This window comes from Kribbella qitaiheensis (genome assembly GCF_042657745.1).
In the GTDB taxonomy this organism is placed as follows: domain Bacteria; phylum Actinomycetota; class Actinomycetes; order Propionibacteriales; family Kribbellaceae; genus Kribbella; species Kribbella qitaiheensis.
Window position 1 is genome coordinate 68,708 of the sequence record NZ_JBHSKE010000042.1, and the last position, 26,720, is coordinate 95,427.

The window sequence follows — 26,720 nt, forward strand, 5'->3', positions numbered from 1 at the left end:
CCGGCAGGCGCATGGCCGTAGAGCGCTCATCAGCAAATGCGCTACGAACTCGAGTCCGGTCTCGAATGGCTGGCGACCGAAGACGCCGACTTCCGGCGCGCGATCGAGGTCCAGGGCCTCCTCGCCGCCAAGGCGAACCACCGAGCGGCCTCTACCCCCGGCCTCCTGATCGCCGCAGTCGCCGAACGCCACGGCGTCACGCTCGTCCATGCGACGCCGACTTCGACCTGATGGCCCGCCACACCGCCCCAACCGACCCGCTGGATAGTCCCCCGACGCACCCTCCCCTGACTCTCCTGCAACTACCTGCAGCCTGTGGACAACCCTCGGGTCGAACACCCTCCGTATGGCAACCTTGTACGGCCTGCAACACCCAGCGAACGGAGTCCCTCCCGCATGATCCGCCGACCGCTTCTTCCCGCCGCGGCCCTGTGCGCCACCCTCGCCCTAGCCGCCTGCAACAACTCCCCCGAAGCCGGTCGACCGGACGCCACCCCACCCAGCACCCCTACGACCGCCACCCCGACGGCGCCCACCACTCCGATTTACACGGCAGAAGAACAAGCAGCCATCGCCGCCGCCAAAGCCCGGTACGTCGCCGCCCGCGCGGCGGTGGACAACGCATTCGCGAACCCGACCAACTTCAACCGTGCTGCGCTGGTGAAGGCGGGCGTCGGCGGCAATTGGATCCTCGCCGTCACGCAGGATGTGTCAAGCCTGAAGTCCTTTGGCTGGTACCGGGCGGGCCGGGTCAAGATCCCGTCGACTCAGGTGGACTCCGTCAAGCTCGACAACTCGCAGCCCGAGGTACGGCTCACGAACTGCATCGACACTTCCGCGGTCGTGACGCGGTTCCGGAAGGACAACAAACCCGTTCCGATGGGACCGGGCAACGGGAAGCGCCACAGGTTCAAGTCTCAACTGGTTTACGCATCGCCCTCGACGGGTGGGCCGAGAATCTGGTTCCTGATAGAGGACAAGGCGGCAGGAGCATGTTGAACCTGACAACTCGCACAGTGCTGATTGTGACGGCGATTCTCGCCAGCTCGGCGTTCGCGTCAGTCGGTCCCGCTGCTGCTGATCCCCGGCCGCCTAAGCCTGGCCCGAACTATGAGTGGAAGTGCTTCGGTTCCCTCGATGAATGCGCTTGGGTAGCGAGCAACGTGATGGGCGAGGACGGTTCGACCGAGACGAATCCAGCGAAGCAACCCGGCAAAAAGGTCAAGCAGGTCTGCCAGTTCGGCGGCGCCGCACAAGCCTGCACCTCTGACTTCGGCAATTGGTCCAACAGCCAGCAGTGTTATATGCAGCGTTGGGAGCCTCAGCCGCCGCCTGGGGATCCTCGGTGGGAGGGACATACGGACGGCTCCGTCTGGGCCTGCGTACGGCAGCAGGGATATGACGATGGCGAACACTTGGTGACCAGGTGGGTGTGGCTGCCGGGAGCGCCGGACACAGTGGTCACAGATCCCCTGACACTGGCGTACCGAGCCGTGGCCACGATGAACTTCAAGCCGCCGCTGGTGAGGTCGGCGCCGGGGGTCGGGCAGGTGGGGTTGGTGAATATGCCTGTGTGGTTGTGGGTGGTGAAGTCCGAGAACACTTATGGGCCGATTGTTCGGGAAGCCAGTGTGCCGGGGTTGACCGTTACTGCCAGGGCGCAGGTTAGGGCTATCAACTGGAATATGGGGGACGGTAAGACGATCCGTTGCGAGGGGGCCGGTACGGCGTACAGCAAGGCGATGGGGGTCAAGGACTCGCCGGACTGTGGGCATCGGTATCGGAAGACTTCGCGGGAGCAGGCCGACTGCAAGTACAAGGTGACTGCTACGGCTGAGTGGGATATCACCTGGCAGAGCACGCTTGGGGACACCGGGCAGATCGCGATGACGCAGCAGGCCGCGACCCAGATGCAGATTGGTGAAGCTATCCCGGTGCTTGTTGATCCGGATGGGGATCGGGTCAGTCAGCCGAGCCAGTCTGCCGGATGCTGATCAGCTGGCAGGTCAGCACGTTCTGCCGCTCGCTCGTTGGTGCACCGACTTCGACGACGGCCAGTACTCCGTCCGCCAGCGGGAGACCAGCGCCTCAGTCCTCGGGGAGACGAGGAAGATGCATTCGGCGGAGCCCGCGGGGAGGTCTGAGGCGGAGCGGGTTGAAGGTCGCGGAGTGGGGCGTACCGAGCGACAGTCGGTACCGAGCTGTTTGCTGAGGTTCCGGTCGTGAGCCGGCCGTCGGCGGGATCTGCGCGGCGGGTACTTCCTGTTCTTCGGTACGCCGACGGTCCCAGGGATGGGTTTCGCCCGGTGGGTGGTGGGTTGCGCCGGGTCAGGGGCTGGTGCCGGCAGCTTGGTCGAGCACTGGCTGGTTGTTCGAAGGCTGGCGGCATCTAAGGCGCCAGCGGCCGAACAACCCGTCATCGGGCGGCTGGATCGCCGGCCTGGAGCCGAGGCTGTGCGGTTGTGGGGGCCGGGGACACTCCCTGGGGATCTGGGACAGGATATTCGGGGCCGCACCTTGTGCACCGGGTGAGCGTCTGGAGCGTCGGGATCTGCTCAGGCGGTGCACAAAGTGCCGGTTTGGGGAAGGCCTGCTGCCCCTGCGGGGAGAGGGGAACCCGGACGCGGCGCGATACCTCTAGCGGGTTCGGATGGCGGCAGGTGGTCGGGTCGGGGCGGTCAGGCTTCGGTGGCGGGGGCTGGTTTGGGGGTTAAGTCCAAGTAGGGGAGGGAGCGGAGTTGGCGGTCTAGGTGCCAGGTTACGAAGGCTGAGACCAGGCCGGAGGCTTCTCGGCGGGTTCGGGGGTCGGTGGATTCGGCGGTGGGCCAGTCGCCGGAGAGGAGGGCGGCCAGGAGGGTGACGGTGGTGGGGGCCGGCATGGCGGAGGCTGGGGGGCGGCAGGTGCTGCAGACCATGCCGCCGGCTGCTGGGTTGAAGGCTCGGTGGGGGCCTGGTTCGCCGCATTTCGCGCAGTCGGCGAAGGACGGGGCGTAGCCGGAGATCGCCAGCGAGCGGAGCAGGAACGAGTCGAGCACCAGGCCGGGTGTGCGTTCACCGCTGGACAGGACGCGCAGAGCGCCGGCCAGGAGGAGGTGTTGCTGGGTGGCGGGTTCCTTCTCCTCGACGACCAGGCGGTCGGCCGTCTCCAGCAGGACCGTGCCAGTGGTGTAGCGGGCGTAGTCGCCGACGATGCCTTCGCCGTACGCCGCGATTGACTCGGCCTGGGTGACCACGTCGAGGGTCCGGCCGGTCGCGAGTTGCAGGTCCACGTAGCTGAAGGGTTCGAGCCGGGCGCCGAAGCGGGACGACGTACGGCGGACGCCCTTCGCGACCGCGCGGACCTTGCCGTGGCCGCGAGTCAGGAGCGTGGCGATGCGATCGGCTTCGCCCAGTTTCTGGGTGCGGAGCACGATCGCCTCGTCACGGTAGAGCGGCACTGGCCCATTCTCTCAGGTCGCGCACGAATACTCGGTCTCTCAGGTCGCGGACAGATAGTCGCGCAGCCCGATCGGCGGTTGCCCGGTGAGGTCCTCGACGGCGCTCGTCACCACGCTGAGTTCCCCGCTCGCGATCGCGGCGTACGACGTGACCCAGCCGGCCACCTCCCACGCCGGGGCGCCGAATCCTTCGCGCGACCGATACGCCTCGTCGAGCGTCTCCGCCTCGTACCGCACCGGTCGCCCCTGGGCCTCCGAGATCCACGCGGCGGCCTCCGCCAAGGTGAACGCGGTCGGCCCGGTCAGGTCATAGGTCATCCCCGAGTGCGCGTCCGAGGTCAGTACCCGAGCCGCGACCGCGGCCACGTCATCCCGGGCGACGGCGGCGACCTGGCCGTCCCCGGCGGGCCCGCGGATCACCCCGTCCTCACCGGCGAACCCCGGGATGAAGTCCAGGTACATGTTGTCCCGCAGGAAGGTGAAGTCGATGCCGCTGGCCCGCAGATACTCCTCGGTGTGCCAGTGGTCCCGCGCGAAGGTGAACGTCGCCCCCGCCGAAGCGCCGACGAACGACGTGTACACGATCCGCCGTACGCCGGCCGCCACCGCTGCGTCAATCGTTGCCTTGTGCAAGGAAACCCGATCGGCGGTCTCGGACGCGCTCACCATCAGCAGCGTGTGCACCCCATCGAACGCGTCCAGCAGCGCATGCTTCTCCCCGTACGGCGCCTGGGCCACCTCCGCGCCCCGCAACGACGGAGCGCGGGCCGGATCCCGCACGAGCAACCGCTGCTGTACTGCGGAATCCGCCAGCAGGCGGGCGATCCGCGAGCCCAGTTGCCCAGTCGCCCCGGTGACCCCGATCAGCCCGGGCTCATCCCCGGGCAGCCAGGACCCCGGAGCAGGCTCGGGATCGGTCTCGAAGCTCATCGGCCGACCATCTTCATCCCGCCCGGGGCGTAGCGGTCCCCCGCCACCGCGTCCGCAGGGAACGCCTCATCCAGCGCGGCAAGGTCCTCCGCGGTCAGCGTCACGTCCACCGCGCCGAGGTTCTCGACGAGGTACTTGCGCCGCTTCGTCCCCGGGATCGGTGCGACGTCGTTGCCCTGCGCAAGCAGCCAGGCGAGCGCGAGCTGGCTCGGCAGCACACCCTTGCTCTCGGCAAGTTCCTGCACCTTGGCCACCAGGTCGAGGTTGCGCTGGAAGTTCTCGCCGGTGAACCGCGGCAGCCCGCGCCGCATGTCGTCCGGCTCGAAGTCGTCGGGCGACTTGAGCTGTCCGGTCAGGAAGCCCCGGCCCAGTGGGCTGAAGGGGACGAACCCGATGCCGAGCTCGCGCAGCGTCGGCAGCACGCCCGTCTCGGGGTCACGCGTCCACAGCGACCACTCGCTCTGCACGGCGCTGATCGGGTGTACGGCGTGCGCGGCGCGGACGGTGTCACCCGACACCTCCGACAGGCCGAGATACCGGACCTTGCCCGCCTGGACGGCCTCAGCCATCGCGCCGACGGTCTCCTCGATCGGCACCTCCGGGTCGCGCCGGTGCAGGTACCAGAGGTCGACGTGGTCCACGCCGAGCCGCCGCAGCGACGCGTCGATGGCGGTCCGCGCGTACTCCGGGCTGCCGTTCACCACGTTCGGCACGGCGACGCCGGCCGCGGAGCGCTGGAAGCCGAACTTGGTCGCCAGCACCACCTGGTCCCGGCGTCCGGCCAGCGCGCGCCCGACGAGTTCTTCGTTGGCACCATCGCCGTACACGTCGGCGGTGTCGAGGAAGGTGCAGCCGGCGTCGATCGCGGCGTGCACGGTGGCGATCGACTCGGTGTCGTCACCCTGGACGCCGTACGACTGGGACATACCCATGCAACCGAGCCCGAGGGCGGAAACGGTCAGTTCTCCGAGGTGGGATTCACGCATACTCCGAACCTACCTTCGCCGGACCGACCGCGGTCGGAGGGGCGTCGATCGGACCAGCCGCAGTCGAAGGGGCAAGGGCCACGAGTTCACCGTCAGCGACCGCCCGATACCAGCCCGCCACAGCCAAAGCCGGTGCAAACAACAACTAGGCATCGTTGTCAGCCGACTCCCTGACGACGACCCTCACGATCCGTAGGTTCGGCCGGAGGCAAGAAGTCACGGCGGCTGGGGGTTGTCACGTATGTTCCTGCGGCGAGCGCTGAGCTACCGGAGGTCCCAGGTTCTGGTCCTGGCGGGAGTCAGCCTCCTGATCGGGACCTGCGCGACCTTCGCACCGTGGTTCGCGCGGGCGGTGGAACAAACGGTGACCACCGAGACGCTCGGCAAGCAGAACCTCTCGGCGGCCTGGCGGGTGGAGGCCAAACCGCCGAACAGTGTCGGCGCCAGCACCCCGAAGCAGCCCGAGGACCTGGCTCAGCTCATCCCGGCCGACCTCAAGCCTCTCTTCACCCCGCCCGCCTACGGCCTGAGTGTCGACGTCCTCTGGGGACTCCGCGGCCAGGACCGTGAGATCAGCACCAAGGTGATCTGGCGCGACGGCTACTGCGCCCAGCTCGTGATCGTCCAGGGCCGCTGCCCCCAGGCCGCCGGCGAGGTCGTCGCGTCGACCGTCGACGAGAAGTCTTACGACGCCAAACCGGGCGCGGTGCTCGGTGCGACCTCCGACAACTACGCCGGGGGCGGAACGCTGAAGGTCGTCGGCCTCTACCGGCCAGTGAACCAGAACGCGCCGTACTGGTTCGGGCGAGGGCCGATCGGACGTTCGGGTCCGGCCACGGACAAGACCCCGGCGACCTCCGACTACCTGCTCACCGTGCGGGACACATTCAACAGCGGCGTCTGGGGATACCGCTCCACCATGGACACCCGGCCGATTCCGGGTGTCGCCACCGCGGATCATCTGGAGCGCATCAAGGCGGTCACCAACCAGGTCGACGGCGACGCGGCCGAGCTGGAGTTGGAGGCTCAGAACAGCACGGGGCTGGACGGCCTGATCGACACGATCCAGGCCGAGCGCAAGCAGGCGACCACGATCATCCCGTTGGTGATGGTGCAGGTCGCCCTGTTCGGCGTGGTCGTCCTCGCCCTCGCGCTGGGCGCCGTGGTCGACCAGCGACGCCCCGAGGTCGCCGTAGCCCGCCTGCGCGGATCGAGCGCACGGCGTACCGGCAGGTCGCTCTTCACGGAGCTCGGCGCGGCGGTGTTGATCGGCACGCTGGCCGGAATCGTGACGGGCTTCGGCCTGCTGTTGATCGTTCGCGCCACCTGGCTGAACGACGGCGCACCGCTCGAGTTCCCCTGGACAGTGCCGGCCGCACTCGCGGTGGCCGCGGTGGTCGGGCTCGCGGTGGTCGCCTGGTCGGTCCGTACGGTCGTCAGGCAGCCGATCTCCACCCTGTTGCGCCGCGTCGCGCCACGCCGCCGCGGTCGGGCCATCGGCATGATCGACCTGTCCATCATCGTGCTGGCCTCGGCCGGCCTCGTCGCTGCTCTGACCGGCGGCGGCCGGGGTCCACTGCCGGTGCTCACGCCGACTCTGCTCGCGCTGGCGGTCGGCCTGACCTTCGCCCATCTACTGCTGCCGGCGGCCGGCCTGGTCAGCCGGCAGGCGCTGCGCAATGGACGGGTCGGCCTGGCGCTCGGTGCGCTGCAGGTCTCTCGCCGCCCAGCCGTGACCCGGATCGTCGCGGTCGTCGCGGTCGCGACAGCCCTGGTGTCCTTCGCAGGTCAGGCCTCGTCGGTGGCCGGCCACAACCGGGAGGTCCGAGCCGGGTACGAGACCGGTGCCGACGGCATCCTCGCCATGAAGTTCCTCGACCTGGGCGACTTCACCCGGGCGATCGACAAGATCGACCCGGATCGGCACTGGTTCACCCCGGTGGTGTTCGGCCGGCCGCCGTCACCGGATGCGTTGCGGACGCTGATGATCGAGCCCGACAGTTTCCAGCGAATCGCCTTCCGCGGTGACCAACTCACCGACGCGGAGGGATTCCAGCAACTGAAGGCGCCGACCGGCCTCGGCTCGATCGACCTGCGCAGCGACCGGCTGCAGGTCACGGCGACCCCCGGGAAGATGACCCCGGTGCTGCCGCGGAGTGCCAACGGCGAAACACCTCCCCCGCAACCGCCCGCGAAGTCCGTGATCATCGAGGCGAACGTGGTCAGCCTCCGCAACGGCGCGCGGTACCTGGTGCGGTTCGACCCGATGCCGCTGGTCACCGGCAAGACATTCACCCTGACCACCTCGATCGACTGCCTGGGCGGCTGCCGGTTGCTCCGCCTCGGGATCGGCCGCGACGTGAACGACTCGGCCGGCGTCCGCGGCGAGATCGCGATCAGCAAGCTCGGTACGCCGCAGCAACCGTCGCTCCAACTTGGCAAGGCCGCCGACTGGAAGCCGATCCGGCAGCTCGGCGGCGACCTCGGCGCCCTCGCGACGAAGGACGGACCGGCCGGTGGACTCACTCTCGACGTGACCAGCCTGTCCGCCGAGCAGTTCGTGCAGTACGGCACCGTGCCGCCGACGATGCCCGCGCTCGTCACTCCGGAGTACTCCGTCGACGAGTCGACCTCGACGCCGGGCGTCGACGGCGGCGCGATGCTGATCCAGAAGATCGACCGACTGCGCGGCCCGGTCAACCGGTACTCCGAGAAGACCGCCGTCGTCGACCTGGAGACGGTACGGCGGTTGGGTGGTTCGCTCGACTCGGGCAGCACGGACTTCCAGCTCTGGCTGAACGCCGACGGCCTGGCGAACCTCGACAAGATCACCAAGGGGCTCGCCGACGCGGGAGTCACCGCGAGCCTGATCGACAAGCGCTCCGACCGGACCGACAGCTACGGGCGATCCGCGAGCTCGCTCGCCCTGCAGCTGACCCCGGTCGTGGGCGTCGCCGGCTGGTCCCTGGCGATCATCGTGCTCCTGCTGATGGTGGTGACCTCGTGGCGATCACGCGCCCAGGACTACGCGAGCCTGCGGCTGACCGGCGTACCGGTGGGCACTACGGGGCGGGCCGCTCGCTGGGAGCAGACCGGGCCTGTCGCGCTGGCCACGTTGCTCGGCACGGTCTGCGGCATCGTCGGCGCGCAGATCGCGTTGCCGCTCATCCCGCTGTTCGCCGAGACCTTGCAGGCTTCACCGATTCCGCTCGAGCTGAGTACGAACTGGACCGTCGCCCTCGTGCTGTGGTTGATCGGCACCGTGGTGCTGACCACGACGACACTGCTGCTGGGCACCGGCGTCAACCGGCGATCGCAGTACAGCCGGATCCGGGAGGAGCTGTCGTGAGCGGGCTCGCGATCAGCACGAGCGGCCTGGTGCACATCTACCGCAGCCAGGGGCATGACGTCGCGGCTCTGTCCGGTATCGGGATCTCTGTGCGGCCCGGCGAGCTGGTCGGGCTGCTGGGACCGTCCGGAGCCGGGAAGTCCACGCTGCTGCAGTTGTGCGGCGGACTGCTGACGCCGAGCGCCGGGCGGTTGCAGATCGGCGAGCACAACGTCGCCACCATGACCGAGGCCGAGCTCGACCGGATGCGGGCCGGCGATGTCGGCATCGTGCTGCAAGGCGCCGCGCGCAACCTCGTCCCGTACCTGACGCCCGAGGACAACGTCCGCTACGCCCAGGGCGCCGCTCCCCGCGACCGGACCCTGCCGTCCCCCGCCGAGGTTCTCGAACTCGTTGGCCTGAGCAACCAAGCCCGTACTCCGCTGGGCTCGCTCACGCCCGGGCAGATCCAGCTCTGCGCGGTTGCCGTGGGGATCGCGACCTTCCCCGGCTTGTTGCTTGCCGACGAACCGACCTCCCAGCTCGACCACCACGCCCGGGACGAGGTACTGGCCGCGATCTCGACCATCAACGCGACCACCGGGATGACCGTGCTGCTGATCACCCACGACCCCGAGGTCGCGGCGGTCCTCCCCCGGACCATCACCATCCGCGACGGCCGGATCGCGTCCGAAGGTCGCGCTGGCGAGGAGTTCGCGGTGGTCGCCACGGACGGGTCGTTGCCGCTGCCACCGCACGTCGCAGAACTGCTGCCGCCCGGCACGCTGGTCCGCGTGACCACCGCCGACAACGGCGACGTCCGCCTCACTCCGGTCGAGCAGGAAGGCCAAGCATGATCTCGGTGACGAACCTGACCGTCGCGTACGACGAACTGGTCGCCGTGGCGGAGGTGTCCCTGCAGGTCCCGCCGGGGTACGTCCTCGCGGTCAGCGGGCCGTCCGGCCCGGGCAAGAGCTCGTTGCTCTGGGCAATCGCCGGAGCGGTGCCGGTGAAGTCAGGCGAGGTACAGGTGGACGGTCTGACGATCACCGAGCGTCCGGCGGCCGCGGCTCACGGGGTGGTGCTGATCCCGCAGGGCAACGGCCTGGCGCGGGTGCTCACCGCGCGGGAGAACCTGTCGCTCCCGTTGCTCGCCGACCGCAAGCTGTCCGCGGACGAGGTCGAACGCGAGGAGGCGCTGGAGTCCGTCGACCGGATCATCGAGAGCGCGCTCACCGCGGTCGGGCTCGAGGAGAGCGGCGACCACCTGGTCGAGGAGCTCTCCGGCGGTGAGCAGCAGCGGGTCGCGGTGGCGCGCGGACTGGCCCAGCGCGGCAAGGTGATCCTCGCCGACGAGTCGACCAGCGAGCTCGACAGCTCCAACAGAGAGCGCGTTCTCGAACTGCTCCGCGCCGAGGCGGACCGCGGTGCCGCCGTCATCATCGCCACGCACGACCCGAGCGTGGCCGCCGGCGCCGACGGCCACGCGACCATGGATGAAGGCCGCCTGAGCTGGGAACGCCGGCTCTAGTCCAGCATGTAGAGCAGGACTGAAAGGGCGGCCATCACGACGATGATCCTGACGATCGCGACGAACTCCGGGTCGAAGCGCTGCCGCCGCGTCTTGTGCGGATGCGGGTCGTAAGGCTCAACGGCCACCGTGACCTACCAAGACCGAATCCCGCGCCGCCGTCTCGACCGGCGCCGGGGCCGGGGCTGCGGTGGACGCTGCAGCCGTCTCTGAAGCGGACGCTGGAGCCGACGCTGGAGTCGGAGTACCGACGTCCGGGCCCACGAGGACCGGGTCGAGCTGGATGATGCTGATCCCGAACGGGCTCAGCAGCTCCCGCAGTACGGACTCGTGCATCCGGATCCACTCCTGCCGCGGCCCGGTTGCCGCCCGCAACAACTCCATACTGCTGAACGCGATGCCCACCCGGACCCCGTCGGGCCGCCGCCCGAACTGAATCGCCGCCACATCAGCGGCGCTGGCAACCCGGGTGGGCACGAATAACGGAACGCTCATCGATTCTCCTGGCGATCGGCGACTCTCACACCACCGACGCTAGGCCGCGATCCACCCCCGGCCGCCTTCTCTCACAGACTTCCCACACATTTCTCACACTCTCAAACACCCTTCAGAGCGCCAGTTGGACAGGGCGCTCTGGTGGTCCGTCGGTCAGCAGGGATTCGAGGAGGGTCCCGAGCGCGCGAGGCGAGAAGACGGCGGTCCCGGTGTAGGACTGGAGGTCGGACACGCTCCACCACTGGTGCCCGTGGACGTTCTCGGCGCGGAGTTCCTCGGGGCTCAAGGCGCCGGACGGGGTGAAGGAGTCGATGCGGACGAGGTAGTAGTCGTTGATGACACCGTCGTAGCCGTTGGCGTGGCCGTCGGCGACTACTACCTGGTGCCAGAGGTGCGGCGGGTCGGCCGGAGCTTCGAGGCCGACCTCCTCGCGAAGCTCGCGGACCAGAGCGTCATGGGTCGACTCTCCCGGCTCGACGCCACCACCTGGCGCGGCCCACACCGTCGGGCGGTCGTCGAACTCGAACCGCAGCAACAGAATCCGGTCGTCCTGATCCAGTACTACGGCCCGCGCGGCCGGGCGCAGGCGTGGTACCGGGACCTTCAGCTCACACTCGACGAGCTTCTCCACCGGCCGGAACCCGAAGCGCGCATTCACCTTCTGCATCGCAGTGTTCGTCTCGGCGGTCCAGGTGTGCAATAGCTTCTGCGTGGTCCGATGCTTGGCCAACTGGTCGAGGTTCGCGAGCTTCAGGTGGGCGCCGAGGTTGTGGCCGCGGTGCCCACGCAGTACGAGGGTGTCGAGTTGCTGCGCGGTGTCCGGGTCGGTCCGCGGCAGGTAGAGGGCGGTGTAACCGGCCGGCTGCCCGTCGGACGTGCGCGCCAGCGTCAGCAGGGACAGCCAGGTCTTGTCGACCCGCTCCTCCTGCGCACGGAGCTTCTCGACGTCCCACGGCGCGGGGTTCTTGGTCATGCCACCCGTCGGTATGTCGCGGTCCATCGCGGTCCGCAGATCGGCGAACGCCTGCAGATGCTCCTCCGGACACGGGCCTGCCCAGGAGGTCAGCTCGTATCCGTCGAGTGCCTCCACTTGCACGGAGCCCTCGTACGGCAGCGGCACGACCAGGTGGTCCTCGAGGTGCTCGACGGTGAAGCCGAGCTTGGCCGCGAAGATGCTCCCGGGCCAGGTCTCGGTCGTGAACCCCTCCGGCACGCCCAGTTCACACTGGAAGATCGTGCGCTCCACCACGGCAGCGCGGGACCTCGCCCAACCCCATAGCGCCGTACCGATCCCGCGGCGACGTTCGGCCGGTGGGACGTTGATCTCCAGCTCGATCGAGTCCAGGTTGCCCTCGGTCCAGGTCTCGAAGAGCATCGCGCCGACGACCCGGTCCCCGGCGAAGGCGGCCACCGGCAGCCGCTGCTTCAGCACGTTCGGGGTGCGCAACGAGTACGCGAGGGCGTCGTGGCTGCTCAAGATCGCGGCCGGCCGGTCGGCGACCGCGCCGGCCCGGTAGACGTCGTACCAGCTGTCGAACAGGGTCTCGTCGGACGGGTCGATCTCGCGCACGGTGATCACCCGCCCGACCCAACCAAACGACAGGGCCACCCGCCACTGAATATGGCGGGTGACCCTGTCGTCAGCGGAGTCAGCGCAGTCAGCGGGTGGCGCGGTTGATGGCGGAGACGACCGCCTTCAGCGACGCGGTGAGGATGTTGGCGTCGCGGCCGACACCCCAGTAGACCTCGTCGCCGACCTCGCACTCGACGTACGCCGCGGCGAGCGCGTCACCGCCGGCCGAGAGAGCGTGCTCGTGGTAGTCCAGCACCCGTACGTCGTAGTTCAGCGGCTGGAGCGCGTCCACGAACGCCGACACCGGGCCGTTGCCCTCGCCGGCCAGTTCATGCGGTACGCCGCCGGAATACACCTGGACGCGGAGCTGGTCGCCCTGGCCCTCGCCGGAGGTCGAGTTGACCGTGAGCAGCGACAGCTTGCCCGGCGCGAGGTACTCGGCCGCGAAGATGTCCCACATCTGCTGGGGGCCGACCTCGCCGCCCTCGGAGTCGGTGTGCTGCTGGATCACCCGGCTGAACTCGATCTGCAGCCGGCGCGGCAGGTCGAGCCGGTGCTCCGACTTCATGATGTAGGCGACGCCACCCTTGCCGGACTGCGAGTTGACCCGGATCACGGCCTCGTACGACCGGCCGACGTCCTTCGGGTCGATCGGCAGGTACGGCGCCTCCCAGGCGATCTCGCCGACCGGACGGCCCTCGGCCGCGGCCTGCTTGTCGAGCGCCTCCAGGCCCTTCTTGATCGCGTCCTGGTGGGAGCCGGAGAAGGCGGTGTAGACCAGGTCGCCCGCGTACGGCTGGCGCTCCGGGACGCGCATCTGGGTGCAGTACTCGACGGTGCGGCGGATCTCGTCGATGTCGGCGAAGTCGATCTGCGGGTCGATGCCCTGGCTGAACAGGTTCATCCCCAGCGTGACCAGGTCGACGTTGCCGGTCCGCTCACCGTGGCCGAACAGGCATCCCTCGACCCGGTCCGCCCCGGCCATCAGGGCGAGCTCGGTCGCGGCCACCGCCGTACCGCGGTCGTTGTGCGGGTGCAGGCTGATCGTGCTGTGCTCGCGCCGGGTCAGGTTGCGGCCGAACCACTCGATCTGGTCGGCGTACACGTTCGGGGTCGACATCTCCACGGTGGCCGGCAGGTTGAGGATGATCTCGCGGCCCTCGGCGGGCTGCCAGACGTCGCTGACCGCTTCACACACCTCGAGCGCGAACTCCAGCTCGGTGCCCGTGAAGATCTCCGGGCTGTACTGGTAGCCGAACTCGCAGTCACCCAGCATCTCGTCGGCGTACTTCATCACCGTCTCGGTGCCGCGGACCGCGATGTTGCGGCACTCGGCCTTGTCCACGTTGAAGACCACCCGGCGGAACAGCGGCGCGGTCGCGTTGTAGAGGTGGATCGTCGCCTTCGGCGAGCCCTGCAGCGACTGCACGGTCCGCTCGATCAGCTCCTCACGGGCCTGTGTCAGCACCGAGATGGTGACGTCTTCGGGGATCGCGTCACCCTCGATCAGGCTGCGGACGAAGTCGAAGTCGTACTGGCTGGCGCTCGGGAAGCCGACCTCGATCTCCTTGTAGCCCATCCGGACCAGCAGATCGAACATCCGGCGCTTGCGGGCCGGTGACATCGGCTCGACCAGGGCCTGGTTGCCGTCGCGCAGGTCGGTGGACAGCCAGCGCGGGGTCCGGTCGACGGACTTCGTGGGCCAGATCCGGTCCGGCAGCTGGATCGGCGGGAACGCGCTATAGCGCTGCACCGGCATGCCAGAGGTCTGCTGGACGGGCTTGGGCTGATTCTTCGGTGCCATGATGCGGGTTCTCCTCGCGGGAAGCGTGTACTACGGGGTCGGGATGCGACCGGCGTACGACGAAACTCCGCGGCGAGGGAACCGGCCTACGTCAGGCCTCGCCGCGGCAGCGAAGGAGAAGAAGCTGGTGCCGCATGATGCCAGCGAGTCTATGCACAACCCCATCCAGAGGTCGAACCGGGGGTCTCGCCAACCGAGACAGATCCGTCACCCGGAGTAGTACCCCTGAGTACTGCGGCTCCGGCTGTGGGACTTGCACTCCGGCCGGATGACAGTCACAGTCCGTAATGTGGGGAATTGTTCGAGACCCATCAGACCGAGCCGACGACAAGTCTTCCTGGCCGGCACTCTCGTCGCGGCTTCGACTGTCGCAGCCACCGAGACGGCTAGCGCGGCCGGAGGTTACGGATCCGGTGTCCTAGTCAACTGGCAGGGGTTCAGCCGGGCGATCTCGTCAGAGGCGATCATCAGGAGCGTCCTGGCTCGCAACGGGGTCTTCATGTTCGGCGACAGCATCTCGGTCCAGGACGGCAGGTCCCTGGCGACCCGGCTGGCCGGACGGACCGGCGATCCGCTGGCCGTGCACAACTGGTCCGGCCGCCCGACCGCCCCCGCCGTCGACGTGTTGGCACAGTGGGCCCGGAACTACGGGCTCCCCCGCCGGATCCTGATGGCGACCGGGACCAACGACATCTTCACCCCGCCGGTCTTCGCCGCCCAGGTCGACCGGACGATGGCCATCGTGGGCCGCACCCGCACCGTGGTCTGGGTCAACGTGCAGATCGCCCGGACCGCCCAGCCGGTGGCTGTTCAGGTCGCCGACCAGCGCAACGGCGCCTGGATCAACCTGCAACTGTGCGAGGCGCAGCGACGCCACCCGAACCTGCGCATCGTGCGCTGGGCCGAATACCTCGCCGCCAAGCCCACCCGCCTCACGGTGTACCTGCGGTCAGGCGTCCACACCACCGTCCCGGCCGGGCAGAACGCCCGTAACGAACTCATCGTCCAGGCGCTGGCGGCGGCCAGGTAGGTCACGACCGCGACCGGGCGAGGACTCTCGGCTACCATCTTCCGGTCTGGACCCGGAACCGACCCGGGTCAACCGTGTCTGACGATCGAGGGGAACCGGGTGTCCGAGAAGTCGACGCCGGCCAAGCCGCATGTGGTGATGATGGTCGCCAACGACATCAGCAACGACGCGCGGGTGATCAAGGAAGCAGTGGCGCTGGCGCAGACCGATGTGCGGGTCACCCTGCTCGGCGTGGCCCCGGCCGGCAGCGCAGCCAACCTTGACTCCCTCGACCACCGGGTCGTGATGATGCGGCTGCAGGGCGCATTCCCGCTGCGGGACGATCGGACCCGGCGGCGGAAGCAGCGGCGGGCCCGGCGGCTGCCGCTGGTGGGGTACCGCCTCACCTCCGACTCGGTCGTGCAGCAGATCCGGATCGACGCCCAACTGGCCGATCTCAAGGCCGAGTCCGGGCGAGCTGCCGCGGACCGCAAGGCAGGATCGGCCGGTGCGCTGGGCTACAAGCTCGGAGTGGTGGGCCGCGGGCTGCGGCAGCGGAGACTGCGGCTCGGCCAGCAGAGCATCACGGTTCGCAAAGGCCTGACCCGCCGGCAGAACAAGCTGTTCGCGTCCGGCTGGAAGACCTGGGACGACCTCCAGGCCAAGACCGAGCGGCCGGTGAACTGGCGCAAGGTCGTGCCCGAGGCCTACGACTACGAGAAGATCTTCGGTTCGGTGCTCGACGAACTGGCCCCGGACGTGCTGCACGCCCACGACATGCACCTGATCGGCGTTGCCACCCGCGCCGCCGGTCGCGCCTCGCTGCGGGGCCGGAAGATGAAGGTCGTCTACGACGCGCACGAATACGTCCCCGGCCTGTCCAGGTACCACCCGAGGACGCCACGCTTCATCGCCGCCTGGGCCCAGCACGAGCGCGAGTACATCCGCGACGCCGACCGGGTGATCACGGTCAGCCCGGCGATCGCGCGCAGGTTGCAGAGCGAGCACCGGCTCGACCGGGAGCCGACCGTCATCATCAACACGCCCAGCCAGTTCGAGGGCACGGCCGACGTCCGCGACCTGCGCAGCCAGGTCGGGCTGGCCGACGAGGTTCCGCTGCTGGTCTACAGCGGCGGCGTTACCCGCGCCCGCGGCGTCGAGACCGCGGTCCAGGCGCTCCCCCTGCTCCCCGGTGTCCACCTCGCGGTGGTCTGTGTGCCGACCACCAAGATGAGGCCGGTCGACGAGTTGCGGACGCTGGCGGAATCGCTCGGCGTCGAGGACCGGGTGCACTACGTCGAGCCGGTCGGGCCGGACGAGGTCACCTCGTTCCTGCGCACCGCCGACATCGGGCTGATCCCGATCCTGCGGTTCCCCAGCCACGAGATGGCCCTGCCCAACAAGGTGTTCGAGTACATCTTCGCCGGGCTGCCCGTGGTCACCAGCAACATGCCGAGCCTGACCGAGTTCGTGAACGAGACGAAGATCGGCGAGGTCTTCGAGGTCGAGAACCCGACCGACCTGGCCGCCAAGGTCTCCCGCATCCTGGCGGACCCCGCGCCGTACCGGGAACGCGCGAGCGACGCCGAGCTTCGCCGCGAGGTCTCCTGGGAGGGCCAGGCCGACCAGCTGCGGAACCTGTACGCCGACCTCGTCGGCAAAGAACTGCCGGTGGATGCCGCACAGCCGGCCGCACGGCAGGTCTTCATCGGCCCCGCCAACACCGCGGGCCAGGCCGGCCAGTGGGCCAAGGCGATCCAGCGCAACAACCCGGACATCTCGGCGGTCTCGATGCGGATCGAGGCCGGCCTGCAGGACTTCGCGGCCGACTGGACTGTCAAGCGCGAGCGGTACAAGTCGAGCGCCGCCTGGCGGGCGGAGACCGCGGATTACCTGCTGCACAACGTCTCTCACGTGCTGTTCGAGAGCGGCAGGCCGATCCTCGGCCAGTCGTCCGACGCCTGGTTCGGCAACGACCTGCCCGTGCTCGACTCCGCGGACATCAAGCACGGCGTGATCTTCCACGGCCCGGAGGTGCGGGACCCGCGCCGGCACAGCGAGATCTACCCGCACTCGCCGTTCACCAACCGCGATGACAAGGCGACGGCCCAGCTGCAGGTCGCCGTCGACCTGGCGCAGGCCCATCTGAAGGACTACGCCGGGCCGCGCTTCGTCGCCACCCCCGACCTCCTCGAGTTCGTCGAAGACAGCGTCTGGCTGCCCGCGGTCGTGGAGCTGGATGACGACGCTCCCACCCAGCCAGTCCTCGAACGCGACAAGCCGGTGGTCCTGCACGCGCTGTCCAGGTCAGCTCTCAAGGGGACGGACGGCATCGACGCCGTCCTCACGGAACTGCAGTCGAAGGGCCTGATCGAGTACCAGCGGGTCGAAGGTGTCTCCCACGCCGAGCTGACCAAGCTGGTCCGGGACGCGGACATCGTCGTCGATCAACTGCTGCTCGGCGCCTACAGCGCCTTCGCGGTAGAGGCGATGGCCGCCGGACGAATCACCGCCGGCCACGTCGCCAAGCATGTCCGGGAGTTGCTCCCGCTGGAGCTCCCCATCGTCGAGGCGACCCCGGACACCCTGGGCGACGTCATCGAGCAACTCGTCAGCCAGCGAGGACCCGCCCGGGAAGCAGCCGCCGCCGGACCGCAGTACGTCAGGGAACTGCACGACGGCCGGAAGTCCGCCGAGGTCCTCTCGACCTTCCTCAAGTAGTCAGCGGATCGGCTCGAGGAAGCTGAGCACCCGGGTCATCAGGAGCGTGGTCGCGTCCTTGTCGTACGCCGGCAGGGACGCGTCCGTGAAGAGGTGCTCCTTACCGGGGTAGAGGAAGAGCTCTGCCTGGTCGGTGGAAGCAACGAGAGCGCGTGCCGAGGCCAGGTCGCCGTCCTCCTCGGTGAAGAACGGGTCGGCGTCCATCCCGTGCACCTGGACGGGAACACCCTCGGGCCAGGCCTCGCCGAACTCCGAGACCGGGACGCAGGAGTGGAACAGCAGTGCTCCCTTGGCGCCCGGACGGGTCTGGGCCAGCTGCTGGGCCGGCATACCGCCGAGTGAGAAGCCCGCGTAGACCAGTGCGTCGCCAAGCCCCTCGACTGCGGCGATCCCGCGCTCGTTGACCTTGCCGAAGCCGGTCTGCCGCGCGTAGTCCAGCCCCTCGTCGAGGGTGTCGAAGGTCTTCCCCTCGTACATGTCAGGCAGGTGCACGGTGTGACCGGCCTGGCGCAGTTCGTCGGCGAAGGCCCGCACCCCCTCGGTGAGTCCCTGCGCGTGGTGGTACAGCACTACCTCGGCCATGGTCTGCTCTCTTTCCGGGCGAATGATCCAAATATCTCGAACGAACCATGATGCTAGTCTAATCCGATCATGGCGATCAATCCCCCGGTCCCGGACTACGACCTCGAGGACACCGTCGAGCTCACCACGGCCGAGCAGGTGCGGGCGATCAGCGACCCGCTCCGGACGACGATCCTCGGCCTCCTGCACGAGCGCGCCGCGACCGTGACCGAACTGGCCGCCGCGGTCAAGCGGCCCAAGAGCACCGTCGCCCACCACGTCAACGTGCTCGCCGACGCCGGTCTGCTGCGCGTCGTGCGGACCAGGCGGGTCAGAGCCATCGAGGAGCGGTACTACGGACGCGCCGCGCGGATGTTCTACGTCGGCCTGGGCCGGCGGCCCTCGGACGGCAAGGAGCTCCCGAAGGACTTCAACGACTTCGAAGTCGCCGCGAAGGAGTCAGCAACCGCCTACAACCTGGCTCAGCTCCGATCCTTCATCCGGCACGCCCGGATCCCCGAGGAACGCGCAGCCGAGTTCTGGAAGCGCGTCGATGCGGTGATTCACGAGTTCGACAAACTCCCCCGCTCGGGCGACACCACTTACGGCTTCACCGTCGGTCTCTACCCGATGATCGACTACCCGACGCTGCCACCCCGCCCCGACGAAGAGGACTGACCAGCGGCTTCGGCACCTGAGGACTCCTGGTTGAGGAGTGCCAGCGCGATCGCGGGGAAGATGAGGACCGAGAGCAGTCCGGCGCAGACCAGGGCGGCGGCGGTGACGGGTGCCATCAGGCCGGTGGTCAGGCCGATCTGGGTGGCCGTCACGATGAAGGGCAAGGAAGTTGCCTGCAGCAACGCCATCGCCGCGGTCGACCTCGCACCGAGACGACGAACGGACAGGTACGCCGGTACGCCGCGTGCCACCAGCAGCGCCAGCAGGAACAGCGGCACCCGTGCAAGAGCCGCCGGATCGTCAAGCAGACCCCCGAGGTCGAGGCGCAGCCCGCTGGCGACGAAGAAGACCGGGATCAGGAATCCGTAGCCCAGCGCCGCCAGCTTGACCCGGAACTGCGGGTGCGATGTGGAGTCCCGGTCCACCAGTCCGACCACGGCACCGGCCAGGAACGCGCCGAGGATCGTCTCCAGGCCGAACTGCTCGGCCAGGGCCACGAAGGCGACCAGCAACACCACCGCCGCCCGAACCCGGATCTCGGCGGTCGTGTCCTGGAGCCGGACCAGCGCAACCCCGATCCGCTGTGAGCGACCTGCAGTCGACACCGCGACTCCCGCGACGGCGACCAGCAAGGCGAACAGGACGACCATCACCAGCCGCTCCCCCGTGCTGCCGCCCTCGGTCGAGAAGACCAGGGACAACACCAGGACAGCAGCGAAGTCCGCGACCGAGGCGGCGGCGATCGTCGACTGCCCGACCTCGCCGGCCGCCTTGCCCGCATCCTTGAGCACCGGGACCACCAGGCCGAGCGAAGTGGCCGAGAGGGTGACCGCCAGCAGCAGCGGGCTGTGCACCCAGCCGGCCGCGGAGAACCCGAGCCCCGCGAGTCCGCCCAGTACAAGCGTGATGACGTAACCGAGCAGGGCCAACTGCAGCACCCGGCCGCGGAGCCGATGGACGTCGATCTCCAGACCGGCTAGGAACAACAGGAAACCGAGCCCGAGCAGCGAGACGATCTCAACCGGGAGATCCACGTCGACCAGGCCGAGCGCGTGCGGCCCGACGACGATGCCGGCCACGATCTCCAGCACCACCGCCGGTACCCGCAGCGCGGGGACCAGGCCGAGCAGCAACGGCGCCAGCAGGGCGATCAGCACGACCGCGAACAGGTTGGCGAAATGGACTTCCGGCATCTCCGGCCCCTCCCGACAAGGCGTGCGGTGCAACGCCTTCACTGCTTCGGTTCCGCCCGCCCCAGCGGCGTTACACCAACCCCGCGGTCGCTACTCCCGGGTCGCTACTCCCGAGGGAAATGGCGGAAGGTGTCGAGCAACCGGTCCCGCGTCTCGTCGGACAGGCTCTCCGGCGGCAGGTTGCCGACCTCGGTGATAGTGCGGCGCATCTGGTCCAGGTAGATCTCGCACAGCCCGACCGTACCGGACCGCGCTCACCTGGAGCCCGACTCTCATCCTTACCGTGCGCTCACCGGTACTCCGGGTTCTCGAAGTCGAACCGGCAGCCGGCGTCCCACTCCGACAGCTGGTTGCTGCTCGACTCCGCGGTGCGGAGGTATCTGAAGGATCAGTGCCGGCAGGACCCCCAGGCGTTATAGCGGCGGCTGGCCAATTCGCCGGGATCTGTCCAGAATCGGTTGTCAGCTCCGATCACTGGGCGAGCCGGTACACCGTGACCGGACGCAGCCCGAGGAGAGATGACCGATGAAGTACATGATCATGATGTTCGGCGGCATGGGCGAGACCCTGCAGGACCGGTCGCCGGAGTGGATCAGCGACATGCAGAAGCTGCTGATGGGTCTCGACGCGGAGCTCCGGGAGTCCGGCGAGCTCGTCGACAGCCAGAAGCTGATGGACCCCGCCGCCGCGAAGACGGTCCGGTACGTCGCGTCGAAGGCCGCCCCGACCGACGGCCCGTTCGCCGAGGTGAAGGAGTCCCTGGCCGGCTACTGGATCATCGAGGCGACCGAGGAACGGGCGCTGGAGATCGCCTCCACCGTGGTCGACTTCATCGAGTTCCCGATGGAGGTCCGCCAGATCATGGACCAGCCCCCGGAGCTGTGACGATCCACCATGGAGCGACCCGTCGAGGACCTGCTGCGCGAGCTCGCTCCGCAGGTTCTCGCCACGCTCGCCCGGCAGTACGGGGACCTCGACAGCTGTGAGGACGCCACCCAGGAGGCGTTGCTCGCCGCCCTGACCCAATGGCCGGGCGAGGGTGTTCCGAGCCACCCGCGCGGATGGCTCCTGACCGTCGCCCGGCGATCTCTCGTCGACCACTGGCGCCGTGAGAGCGCCCGTCGGCAGCGTGAAGAGCGGGCCGGCAACTCACAGCCCCGCGCCTTCCTGGTCCCGGGTGCGGACGAGCGACCGGCGGACGCCGACGACACGCTCACCCTGCTGTTCCTCTGCTGTCAGCCGACCCTCGCGCCCGCCGCACAGATCGCGCTGACGCTCAGGGCCGTCGGCGGTCTCACCACGAAGGAGATCGCCGGCGCCTTCTTCGTCTCCGAGGCGACCATGGCCAAGCGCATCAGCCGGGCCAAGCAGAGTATCGGCCACACCTTCGAGCGCCCGAAGGATCTCGCCGCCGGACTGGGAGCACTGCTCAGCGTGCTCTACCTGATCTTCAACGAGGGATACACCGCGAGCTCGGGGCCCACCCTGCACCGGGTCGACCTGTCCACCGAGGCCATCCGCATCACCAGACTGCTCCGCCGGTTGCTGCCCGCCGACGGCGAGGTGGCCGGTCTGCTCGCCCTGATGCTCCTCACTGACGCGCGCCGCCCGGCCCGGACCGACTCCGACGGCTCGCTGATCCCCTTGGAGGACCAGGACCGCTCACTCTGGGACCAGGGTGCGATCCAGGAGGGCATCACGTTGCTGACCGAGACCCTCGGACGGTTCCCGGTCGGCCAGTACCAGATCCAGGCCGCGGTCGCCGCAGTACACGACGAAGCACCGACGGCCGCCGACACCGACTGGCCGCAGATCCTGGCGCTCTACACCACCCTGGAGCATGTCGCGCCCGGGCCGATGGTCACCCTCAGCCGCGCGGTCGCCCTCGCGAACGTCCACGGTCCGAGGGCCGGCCTGGAATTGCTCGACACCTTGAGCGACGAGGACCAGACCACCCACCGCCTGGACGCCGTCCGGGCCCACCTTCACGAACTCGCCGGCGACACCGGCCGAGCCCGCGACCACTACCTCCGGGCCGCCCGGACCACCGCCAGCCTCCCCGAACAGCGCTACCTCCACCTGCGCGCCTCCCGACTCAACCCGCGGTCGACGCCCCGAAGCCGCTGGTGAACCGGTATGGCGGCGGTGTGATCATCGAGGAGGACCTCAAATCTCCGAGCAACATCCGACGCAGGGCATTAGGAGTGACCGATGCAGGATTACCCAGCGATGAGCGCCGCGGTCGACCGGGTGGAGCCGGTGCCCCGGCGGGTGCGGGCGATGATCGGCGACGAGGTGGTGATCGACACGACCCGGGCGTTGTACGTGTGGGAGTGGCCTAACTACCCGCAGTTCTACATCCCGGTGGAGGACGTCAAACCCGGCGTGCTCGTCGACGAGGACCATGTCCAGAAGCTGAAGCGTGGTACCGCTCGCCAGCAGGCCTTGCGGGTCGGCGACATCCACCGCCCGGAGGCGGCCCGCCTGTACGGCGACGACGCGGTCACCGGGTTGTCCGGCACCGTGCGGTTCGAGTGGAGCGCGCTGGACGCCTGGTACGAGGAGGACGAGGAGGTCTTCGTCCATCCTCGCAATCCCTACACCAGGGTCGACGCGCTCCGCTCCACCAGGCACGTGCAGGTCGAGCTGGACGGCCTGGTGCTCGCTGATTCGTCCTCGACCGTGATGGTCTTCGAGACGGGCCTCCCGACCCGGTACTACTTCAACCGCACCGAAGTCGACTTCAGCCACCTCGAGTGGTCGGACACCGTCACGGCGTGTCCCTACAAGGGAAAGACGACTGGGTACTGGTCGGTCCGTTCCGGTGACGTCCTCCACGAGGACCTGGCCTGGGCCTACGACTTCACCACCGCGGCGCTGGAACCGATCGCCGGCCTGATCGCCTTCTACAACGAGAAGGTGGACCTCACCATCGACGGCAAGCCACTGACCAGGCCGGTGACGCACTTCTCCTAGTAACTAACGCCAGGCCGAGTACGCCGCGGCGGCGACGGCCAGGTCCTGCCAGGCCAGGCCGACGCCTTTGAAGACGGTGATTCCGTCGGCGGGTGGGCTCGGGGGACGGTCGACGAGGTCGACGAGCCGGTTCTCGTCGAGTGCGCCGGCCGCGATGGCCTGGATGATGTCGCCGGCTTCGCGGAGTGCCGTCGCGCGGTCCTCCACGACGACGAGACCGGCGCGGCGGAAGACGGTGTCGTCGAGTTCGCGGGCGTCCGGCTCGTGCGACCCGACGGCGACGACGCAGGCGTGGTCGGCGAGCAGGGCACCATCGAAGACCGGTTGCCGAGCTGTGGTCGCGCAGACCACGACATCGGCCGCACCAACGGATTCGGCGGTACCAACCTCGGCCACCAGGTCATCGGCACGGATCCGGTCGACGAGTGCCTGGGCGCGTTCCGAGTTGCGACCGACGACGGTGACCTTGCGGATCGGCCGCACCGCTCGGATCGCCCCCACATGTCCCCACGCCTGCGGCCCGGAGCCGAACACCACCAGCGATTCCGCGTCCGCCGCAGCCAGGTCACGCACGGCGAGTGCGGACTGGGCCGGCGTCCGCAGCGTGGTGAGCGCCGTACCGTCGATGAAGGCCTGCGGCGTCATCGTGGCGGCGTCGAAGAGAACGTACACCGCCTGGATCCTCGGCAGCCCGGCGGCGGGGTTGTCCGGTGCGATGCCGGCCAGCTTGATCCCGACGACCTCGGCGGTGGCGGCCGGCATCAACAGGAGCTCCCCGCCCGCTGCGGGCAGGGAGCTCCTGGGTGGCCCTGACGCGATCCCAGCGGACAGCGCGTCCGCGATCGCCATGATCGCGTCACTCCATGAGACGAGCGACCTCAATTCGGACTCGTCGATGTACGGCGGCCTCATCCAGCTCCTCAGGTCGGCGTCAGTTGCTGCTCACCTCTCCGAGCATTATCGACGGTCGTCAGAAGAGGCGCTCGGACCTGACTGCCTCCGGCTCCTCGAGCTCCAGCAGCTTCTGCTTGCGCTTGAGGCCGCCCGCGTAGCCGGTCAACTTGCCGTCCTTCCCGACGACCCGGTGGCAGGGCACGATGATGGAGACCGGGTTGTGCCCGACCGCCTGGCCGACCACCTGGGCCAGCGACTTGTCGCCCAACCGCTCCGCGAGCTCCCCGTAAGTCGTGGTCTCGCCGAAGGGGATCTCGTCCAGCAGAGCCCAGACCTGCCGCTGGAACTCATCGCCCGCGAGCTCAATCGGCAGGTCGAAGGTGGTGCGCTCGCCCGCCAGGTACTGCGCGAGCTGGCGCGCCGCCTCCGACAGCAGCACATCGGTGTCGACGGCAACCTCTTCGCCGAGCTGCGCGCGCTCCGGCTTGACCCAGTGGTGCGGGAAGTACAGACCGGTGAGCGCGCCGTCCGACGCGACCAGGGTGAGCTCGCCCAACTCGGTCTCGACCACCGCGTGGCGGTTGTTCATGACCTCGAATCCTCTCCTCGAATCAGCTCTCACCTGTTGAACGTCCGAGCCGGCGAAGATGTGAGGCTTCTGGGTCATAGGCAGCTAGCGGCGCTTGTTCTGCAGGTGGACCGAGTGCCAGGTGGTGTCGTCGACCGACGGACCCCAGGTGCCGCGCTCGTACGAGGTGGGCTGGTCGGGGAGGTCGAGGACCGGTTCGACGATCCGCCACTGCTCATCGATCAGGGCCTCGTGGACGAACCGCTCGGGACGGCCGTCCATGGCATCGTCGAGGAGTCGCTCGTACGCCTCCTGCTGCGGGCCGAGGGCGGTGGCGAAGTCGACGAGCAGGTCGATCGGCTGGCTCTCCGTGCGCGGTCCGGGCGTCTTGGCCTGTACGGCGATCGCGACGCCGCTGTCGTGTCCGAGGCGGAAGCGCAGCAGGTTGGCGTCCGGCACCTCGAGGTGGCTCGGGATCAACCCGCGCGGCGGCTGCTTCAGCTCGACGACCACCTCGGTCGCAGTACCGGGCAGGCTCTTACCGGCTCGCAGGTAGAACGGCACGCCCTCCCAGCGAGGGGAGTCGATCGTCAGCCGGGTGGAGACGAAGGTCTCGGTGGTGGAATCCGGTGCGACGCCCTGTTCGTCCAGGTAGCCCGCGTACTGGCCTCTCACGGTCGAGTCCGTGGTCATCGCGCGCATCTGGTGGAGCACGGCCACCTGGGCCTGCCGGAACGCATCGTTGCCGTCGGCCACCGGTGGCTCCATCGCCAGCAGAGCGGCGATCTGGAGCGCGTGGTTCTGCACGACGTCGCGGATCGCGCCGGCCTGGTCGTAGAACCCGGCGCGGCCCTGCGTGCCGAACTCCTCGGCCAGCGTGATCTGCACACTGGCGATGTGGTCGCGGTTCCACAACGGCTCGAACAACGCGTTCGCGAACCGCAGTACCAGCAGGTTCTCGACCGCCTCCTTGCCGAGGTAGTGGTCCATCCGGAAGATGCGCTCGGCGTCGAAGGTCGACCGGAGGATCGCGTCGAGCTCCCGGGACGACTGCGGATCGCGGCCGAACGGCTTCTCAACGACCACCCGGCCGCGCGCGGCGAGACCGGCAGCGCCGAGACCGGTGATCGCGTCACCGAACACCGTCGGCGGGATCGCCAGATAGAACAAGGGGCGCTCGGCCGTCTCCAGCCGCTGCGCGATCCGCTGATAGGTCGCGAGATCCGTGTAGTCGCCGGTGACCAGGCTCAACGCCCCGGCCACCTCGCGCCACGCGTCCTCGTCGACGTCTCCACCAGTGGCTTCGACGATCGACTTCCGGGCGGCCGTCTCCAGCTGCTCGTCATCCCAGGCCGATCGAGCCACACCGACCACCGGTACGCCGAGCCGGCCGCGGCGGGCCAACTGGTACAGGGCGGGAAACAGCTTCTTGGAAACCAGGTCTCCGGTGACGCCGAAGATGACCAACGCATCACTGCGGGTACTCATTGACAACCTTCCGATTCGAACTCAAGGCGGTACCGCCTCGGGTTACAACAGCGATCGGCCCTGAGATATTCACTCCGCCCACGAGCCATTTGGCCGGATTCCTAGGCTTGGGGCATGACTTCAGATCTTCTTGGCACTCTCGGGCGCAGTGGGCTGGGTGTACTGGTCACCATCAAGCGGGACGGGCGCCCGCAGTTGTCCAACATCACCTACCTGTACGACGGGGAGCTGATCAGGATCTCGCTGACCGACGACCGGGCGAAGACCAGGAACCTGCGGCGCGATCCGCGGGCGAGTCTGTACGTGAACGGGCCGCGCGGGCGGTCGTACGTGGTGGTCGAGGGTAAGGCCGAGCTGACCGCGGTGGCGGCGGACGAGCAGGACGAGGTGGTCGAGCAGTTGGTCACCTACTACCGGGACGCGGCCGGCGAGCACCCCGACTGGGACGACTACCGGCGGGCGATGGTGGCCGATCGGCGGCTGTTGTTCACGATGACGATCGACCACCTGTACGGCATGGCCGGCTGAGCAGCGACGCCGGCAGGGGC

General features: G+C 68.7%; 25 protein-coding genes. 13 read left to right on the top strand and 12 right to left on the bottom strand.

Annotated features, from left to right (window positions below; translation table 11 throughout):
* Positions 1-36: 36 nt before the first annotated feature.
* The 3 genes from ACFPJ1_RS26545 to ACFPJ1_RS26555 all read left to right on the top strand — a co-directional run bounded on the left by ACFPJ1_RS26545 (position 37) and on the right by ACFPJ1_RS26555 (position 1,994).
* Entirely contained in the window at positions 37-231 is a 195-nt protein-coding gene (locus ACFPJ1_RS26545; protein WP_380107948.1) for a PIN domain-containing protein, read from the top strand.
* Between the two features lie 165 nt (positions 232-396).
* Positions 397-999 carry a hypothetical protein gene (locus tag ACFPJ1_RS26550; protein ID WP_380107950.1) on the top strand — a complete coding sequence of 201 codons (603 nt, stop codon included), beginning with the start codon at positions 397-399 and terminating at the stop codon, positions 997-999.
* Positions 993-1,994 (top strand): hypothetical protein, encoded by a 1,002-nt coding sequence (locus ACFPJ1_RS26555; protein WP_380107952.1) that lies wholly within the window; start codon positions 993-995, stop codon positions 1,992-1,994. The genes ACFPJ1_RS26550 and ACFPJ1_RS26555 overlap by 7 nt, the downstream gene beginning before the upstream one ends.
* A 684-nt stretch (positions 1,995-2,678) precedes the next feature.
* Here ACFPJ1_RS26555 and recO read toward each other — a convergent pair.
* Genes recO through ACFPJ1_RS26570 form a run of 3 tightly spaced genes read right to left on the bottom strand, consistent with a single transcriptional unit; the run spans position 2,679 to position 5,353 of the window.
* Entirely contained in the window at positions 2,679-3,437 is a 759-nt protein-coding gene (recO, locus tag ACFPJ1_RS26560) for a DNA repair protein RecO (protein WP_380107954.1), read from the bottom strand.
* Positions 3,438-3,476: 39 nt separating this feature from the next.
* A complete protein-coding gene (locus ACFPJ1_RS26565) occupies positions 3,477-4,367 on the bottom strand; it encodes an SDR family oxidoreductase (RefSeq protein ID WP_380107956.1) in 891 nt (296 codons plus the stop codon).
* Positions 4,364-5,353 carry an aldo/keto reductase gene (locus ACFPJ1_RS26570; protein WP_380107958.1) on the bottom strand — a complete coding sequence of 330 codons (990 nt, stop codon included), beginning with the start codon at positions 5,351-5,353 and terminating at the stop codon, positions 4,364-4,366. The genes ACFPJ1_RS26565 and ACFPJ1_RS26570 overlap by 4 nt, the downstream gene beginning before the upstream one ends.
* Before the next feature lie 241 nt (positions 5,354-5,594).
* On the opposite strand from ACFPJ1_RS26570, the gene ACFPJ1_RS26575 reads away from it, so the two are divergent.
* The 3 genes from ACFPJ1_RS26575 to ACFPJ1_RS26585 are packed head-to-tail and all read left to right on the top strand — an operon-like array spanning position 5,595 to position 10,212.
* Positions 5,595-8,702 (top strand): FtsX-like permease family protein, encoded by a 3,108-nt coding sequence (locus ACFPJ1_RS26575; RefSeq protein WP_380107960.1) that lies wholly within the window; start codon positions 5,595-5,597, stop codon positions 8,700-8,702.
* Positions 8,699-9,538 carry an ABC transporter ATP-binding protein gene (locus tag ACFPJ1_RS26580; protein ID WP_380107961.1) on the top strand — a complete coding sequence of 280 codons (840 nt, stop codon included), beginning with the start codon at positions 8,699-8,701 and terminating at the stop codon, positions 9,536-9,538. The genes ACFPJ1_RS26575 and ACFPJ1_RS26580 overlap by 4 nt, the downstream gene beginning before the upstream one ends.
* On the top strand, positions 9,535-10,212 hold the full coding sequence (locus ACFPJ1_RS26585; RefSeq protein ID WP_380107963.1) for an ATP-binding cassette domain-containing protein: 678 nt from the start codon (positions 9,535-9,537) through the stop codon (positions 10,210-10,212). Before ACFPJ1_RS26580 ends, ACFPJ1_RS26585 begins: the two co-directional genes overlap by 4 nt.
* Here ACFPJ1_RS26585 and ACFPJ1_RS26590 read toward each other — a convergent pair.
* The 4 genes from ACFPJ1_RS26590 to leuA form a co-directional block, all read right to left on the bottom strand.
* Positions 10,209-10,340, bottom strand: coding sequence for a hypothetical protein (locus ACFPJ1_RS26590; RefSeq protein WP_380107965.1), 132 nt, complete (start codon positions 10,338-10,340; stop codon positions 10,209-10,211). The genes ACFPJ1_RS26585 and ACFPJ1_RS26590 overlap by 4 nt on opposite strands.
* Entirely contained in the window at positions 10,330-10,707 is a 378-nt protein-coding gene (locus ACFPJ1_RS26595) for an SAV_915 family protein (protein WP_380107967.1), read from the bottom strand. The genes ACFPJ1_RS26590 and ACFPJ1_RS26595 overlap by 11 nt, the downstream gene beginning before the upstream one ends.
* A gap of 112 nt (positions 10,708-10,819) precedes the next feature.
* Complete coding sequence (locus tag ACFPJ1_RS26600; RefSeq protein ID WP_380107969.1) at positions 10,820-12,286, bottom strand: GNAT family N-acetyltransferase; 1,467 nt, start codon at positions 12,284-12,286, stop codon at positions 10,820-10,822.
* Between the two features lie 79 nt (positions 12,287-12,365).
* Positions 12,366-14,084 (bottom strand): 2-isopropylmalate synthase, encoded by a 1,719-nt coding sequence (gene leuA / locus ACFPJ1_RS26605; RefSeq protein WP_380107971.1) that lies wholly within the window; start codon positions 14,082-14,084, stop codon positions 12,366-12,368.
* Between the two features lie 499 nt (positions 14,085-14,583).
* Between leuA and ACFPJ1_RS26610 the strand changes: the two genes are divergently transcribed.
* Together ACFPJ1_RS26610 and ACFPJ1_RS26615 are read left to right on the top strand one after the other, a co-directional pair.
* Positions 14,584-15,114: an SGNH/GDSL hydrolase family protein gene (locus ACFPJ1_RS26610; protein WP_380107972.1), complete on the top strand. Its 531-nt coding sequence runs from the start codon at positions 14,584-14,586 to the stop codon at positions 15,112-15,114.
* Between the two features lie 99 nt (positions 15,115-15,213).
* On the top strand, positions 15,214-17,814 hold the full coding sequence (locus ACFPJ1_RS26615; RefSeq protein WP_380107974.1) for a glycosyltransferase family 4 protein: 2,601 nt from the start codon (positions 15,214-15,216) through the stop codon (positions 17,812-17,814).
* On the opposite strand, the gene ACFPJ1_RS26620 is transcribed toward ACFPJ1_RS26615, so the two are convergent.
* Complete coding sequence (locus ACFPJ1_RS26620) at positions 17,815-18,585, bottom strand: dienelactone hydrolase family protein (protein ID WP_380107976.1); 771 nt, start codon at positions 18,583-18,585, stop codon at positions 17,815-17,817.
* Here ACFPJ1_RS26620 and ACFPJ1_RS26625 point away from each other — a divergent pair.
* Positions 18,466-19,053 carry an ArsR/SmtB family transcription factor gene (locus ACFPJ1_RS26625; RefSeq protein ID WP_380107979.1) on the top strand — a complete coding sequence of 196 codons (588 nt, stop codon included), beginning with the start codon at positions 18,466-18,468 and terminating at the stop codon, positions 19,051-19,053. The two genes, ACFPJ1_RS26620 and ACFPJ1_RS26625, sit on opposite strands and share 120 nt — an antisense overlap.
* On the opposite strand, the gene ACFPJ1_RS26630 is transcribed toward ACFPJ1_RS26625, so the two are convergent.
* Positions 19,014-20,246: a cation:proton antiporter gene (locus tag ACFPJ1_RS26630; RefSeq protein ID WP_380107981.1), complete on the bottom strand. Its 1,233-nt coding sequence runs from the start codon at positions 20,244-20,246 to the stop codon at positions 19,014-19,016. The two genes, ACFPJ1_RS26625 and ACFPJ1_RS26630, sit on opposite strands and share 40 nt — an antisense overlap.
* 525 nt (positions 20,247-20,771) lie before the next feature.
* Here ACFPJ1_RS26630 and ACFPJ1_RS26635 point away from each other — a divergent pair.
* The 3 genes from ACFPJ1_RS26635 (at position 20,772) to ACFPJ1_RS26645 (ending at position 23,222) form a co-directional block, all read left to right on the top strand.
* Complete coding sequence (locus tag ACFPJ1_RS26635; protein WP_380107983.1) at positions 20,772-21,131, top strand: YciI family protein; 360 nt, start codon at positions 20,772-20,774, stop codon at positions 21,129-21,131.
* A 9-nt stretch (positions 21,132-21,140) separates the two neighbouring features.
* Entirely contained in the window at positions 21,141-22,376 is a 1,236-nt protein-coding gene (locus tag ACFPJ1_RS26640; RefSeq protein WP_380107984.1) for an RNA polymerase sigma factor, read from the top strand.
* Positions 22,377-22,457: 81 nt separating this feature from the next.
* Positions 22,458-23,222 carry a DUF427 domain-containing protein gene (locus ACFPJ1_RS26645; protein WP_380107986.1) on the top strand — a complete coding sequence of 255 codons (765 nt, stop codon included), beginning with the start codon at positions 22,458-22,460 and terminating at the stop codon, positions 23,220-23,222.
* A gap of 3 nt (positions 23,223-23,225) precedes the next feature.
* Here the strand turns inward: ACFPJ1_RS26645 and ACFPJ1_RS26650 are convergent, their stop codons facing one another.
* From ACFPJ1_RS26650 to zwf, 3 genes are all read right to left on the bottom strand, one after another.
* Positions 23,226-24,134: an ornithine cyclodeaminase family protein gene (locus tag ACFPJ1_RS26650; RefSeq protein WP_380107988.1), complete on the bottom strand. Its 909-nt coding sequence runs from the start codon at positions 24,132-24,134 to the stop codon at positions 23,226-23,228.
* A 58-nt stretch (positions 24,135-24,192) separates the two neighbouring features.
* Entirely contained in the window at positions 24,193-24,705 is a 513-nt protein-coding gene (locus tag ACFPJ1_RS26655; protein ID WP_380107989.1) for a methylated-DNA--[protein]-cysteine S-methyltransferase, read from the bottom strand.
* Between the two features lie 84 nt (positions 24,706-24,789).
* Positions 24,790-26,172, bottom strand: coding sequence for a glucose-6-phosphate dehydrogenase (zwf, locus tag ACFPJ1_RS26660; RefSeq protein ID WP_380107990.1), 1,383 nt, complete (start codon positions 26,170-26,172; stop codon positions 24,790-24,792).
* A gap of 114 nt (positions 26,173-26,286) precedes the next feature.
* On the opposite strand from zwf, the gene ACFPJ1_RS26665 reads away from it, so the two are divergent.
* On the top strand, positions 26,287-26,700 hold the full coding sequence (locus ACFPJ1_RS26665) for a PPOX class F420-dependent oxidoreductase (RefSeq protein ID WP_380107992.1): 414 nt from the start codon (positions 26,287-26,289) through the stop codon (positions 26,698-26,700).
* Positions 26,701-26,720: the final 20 nt, after the last annotated feature.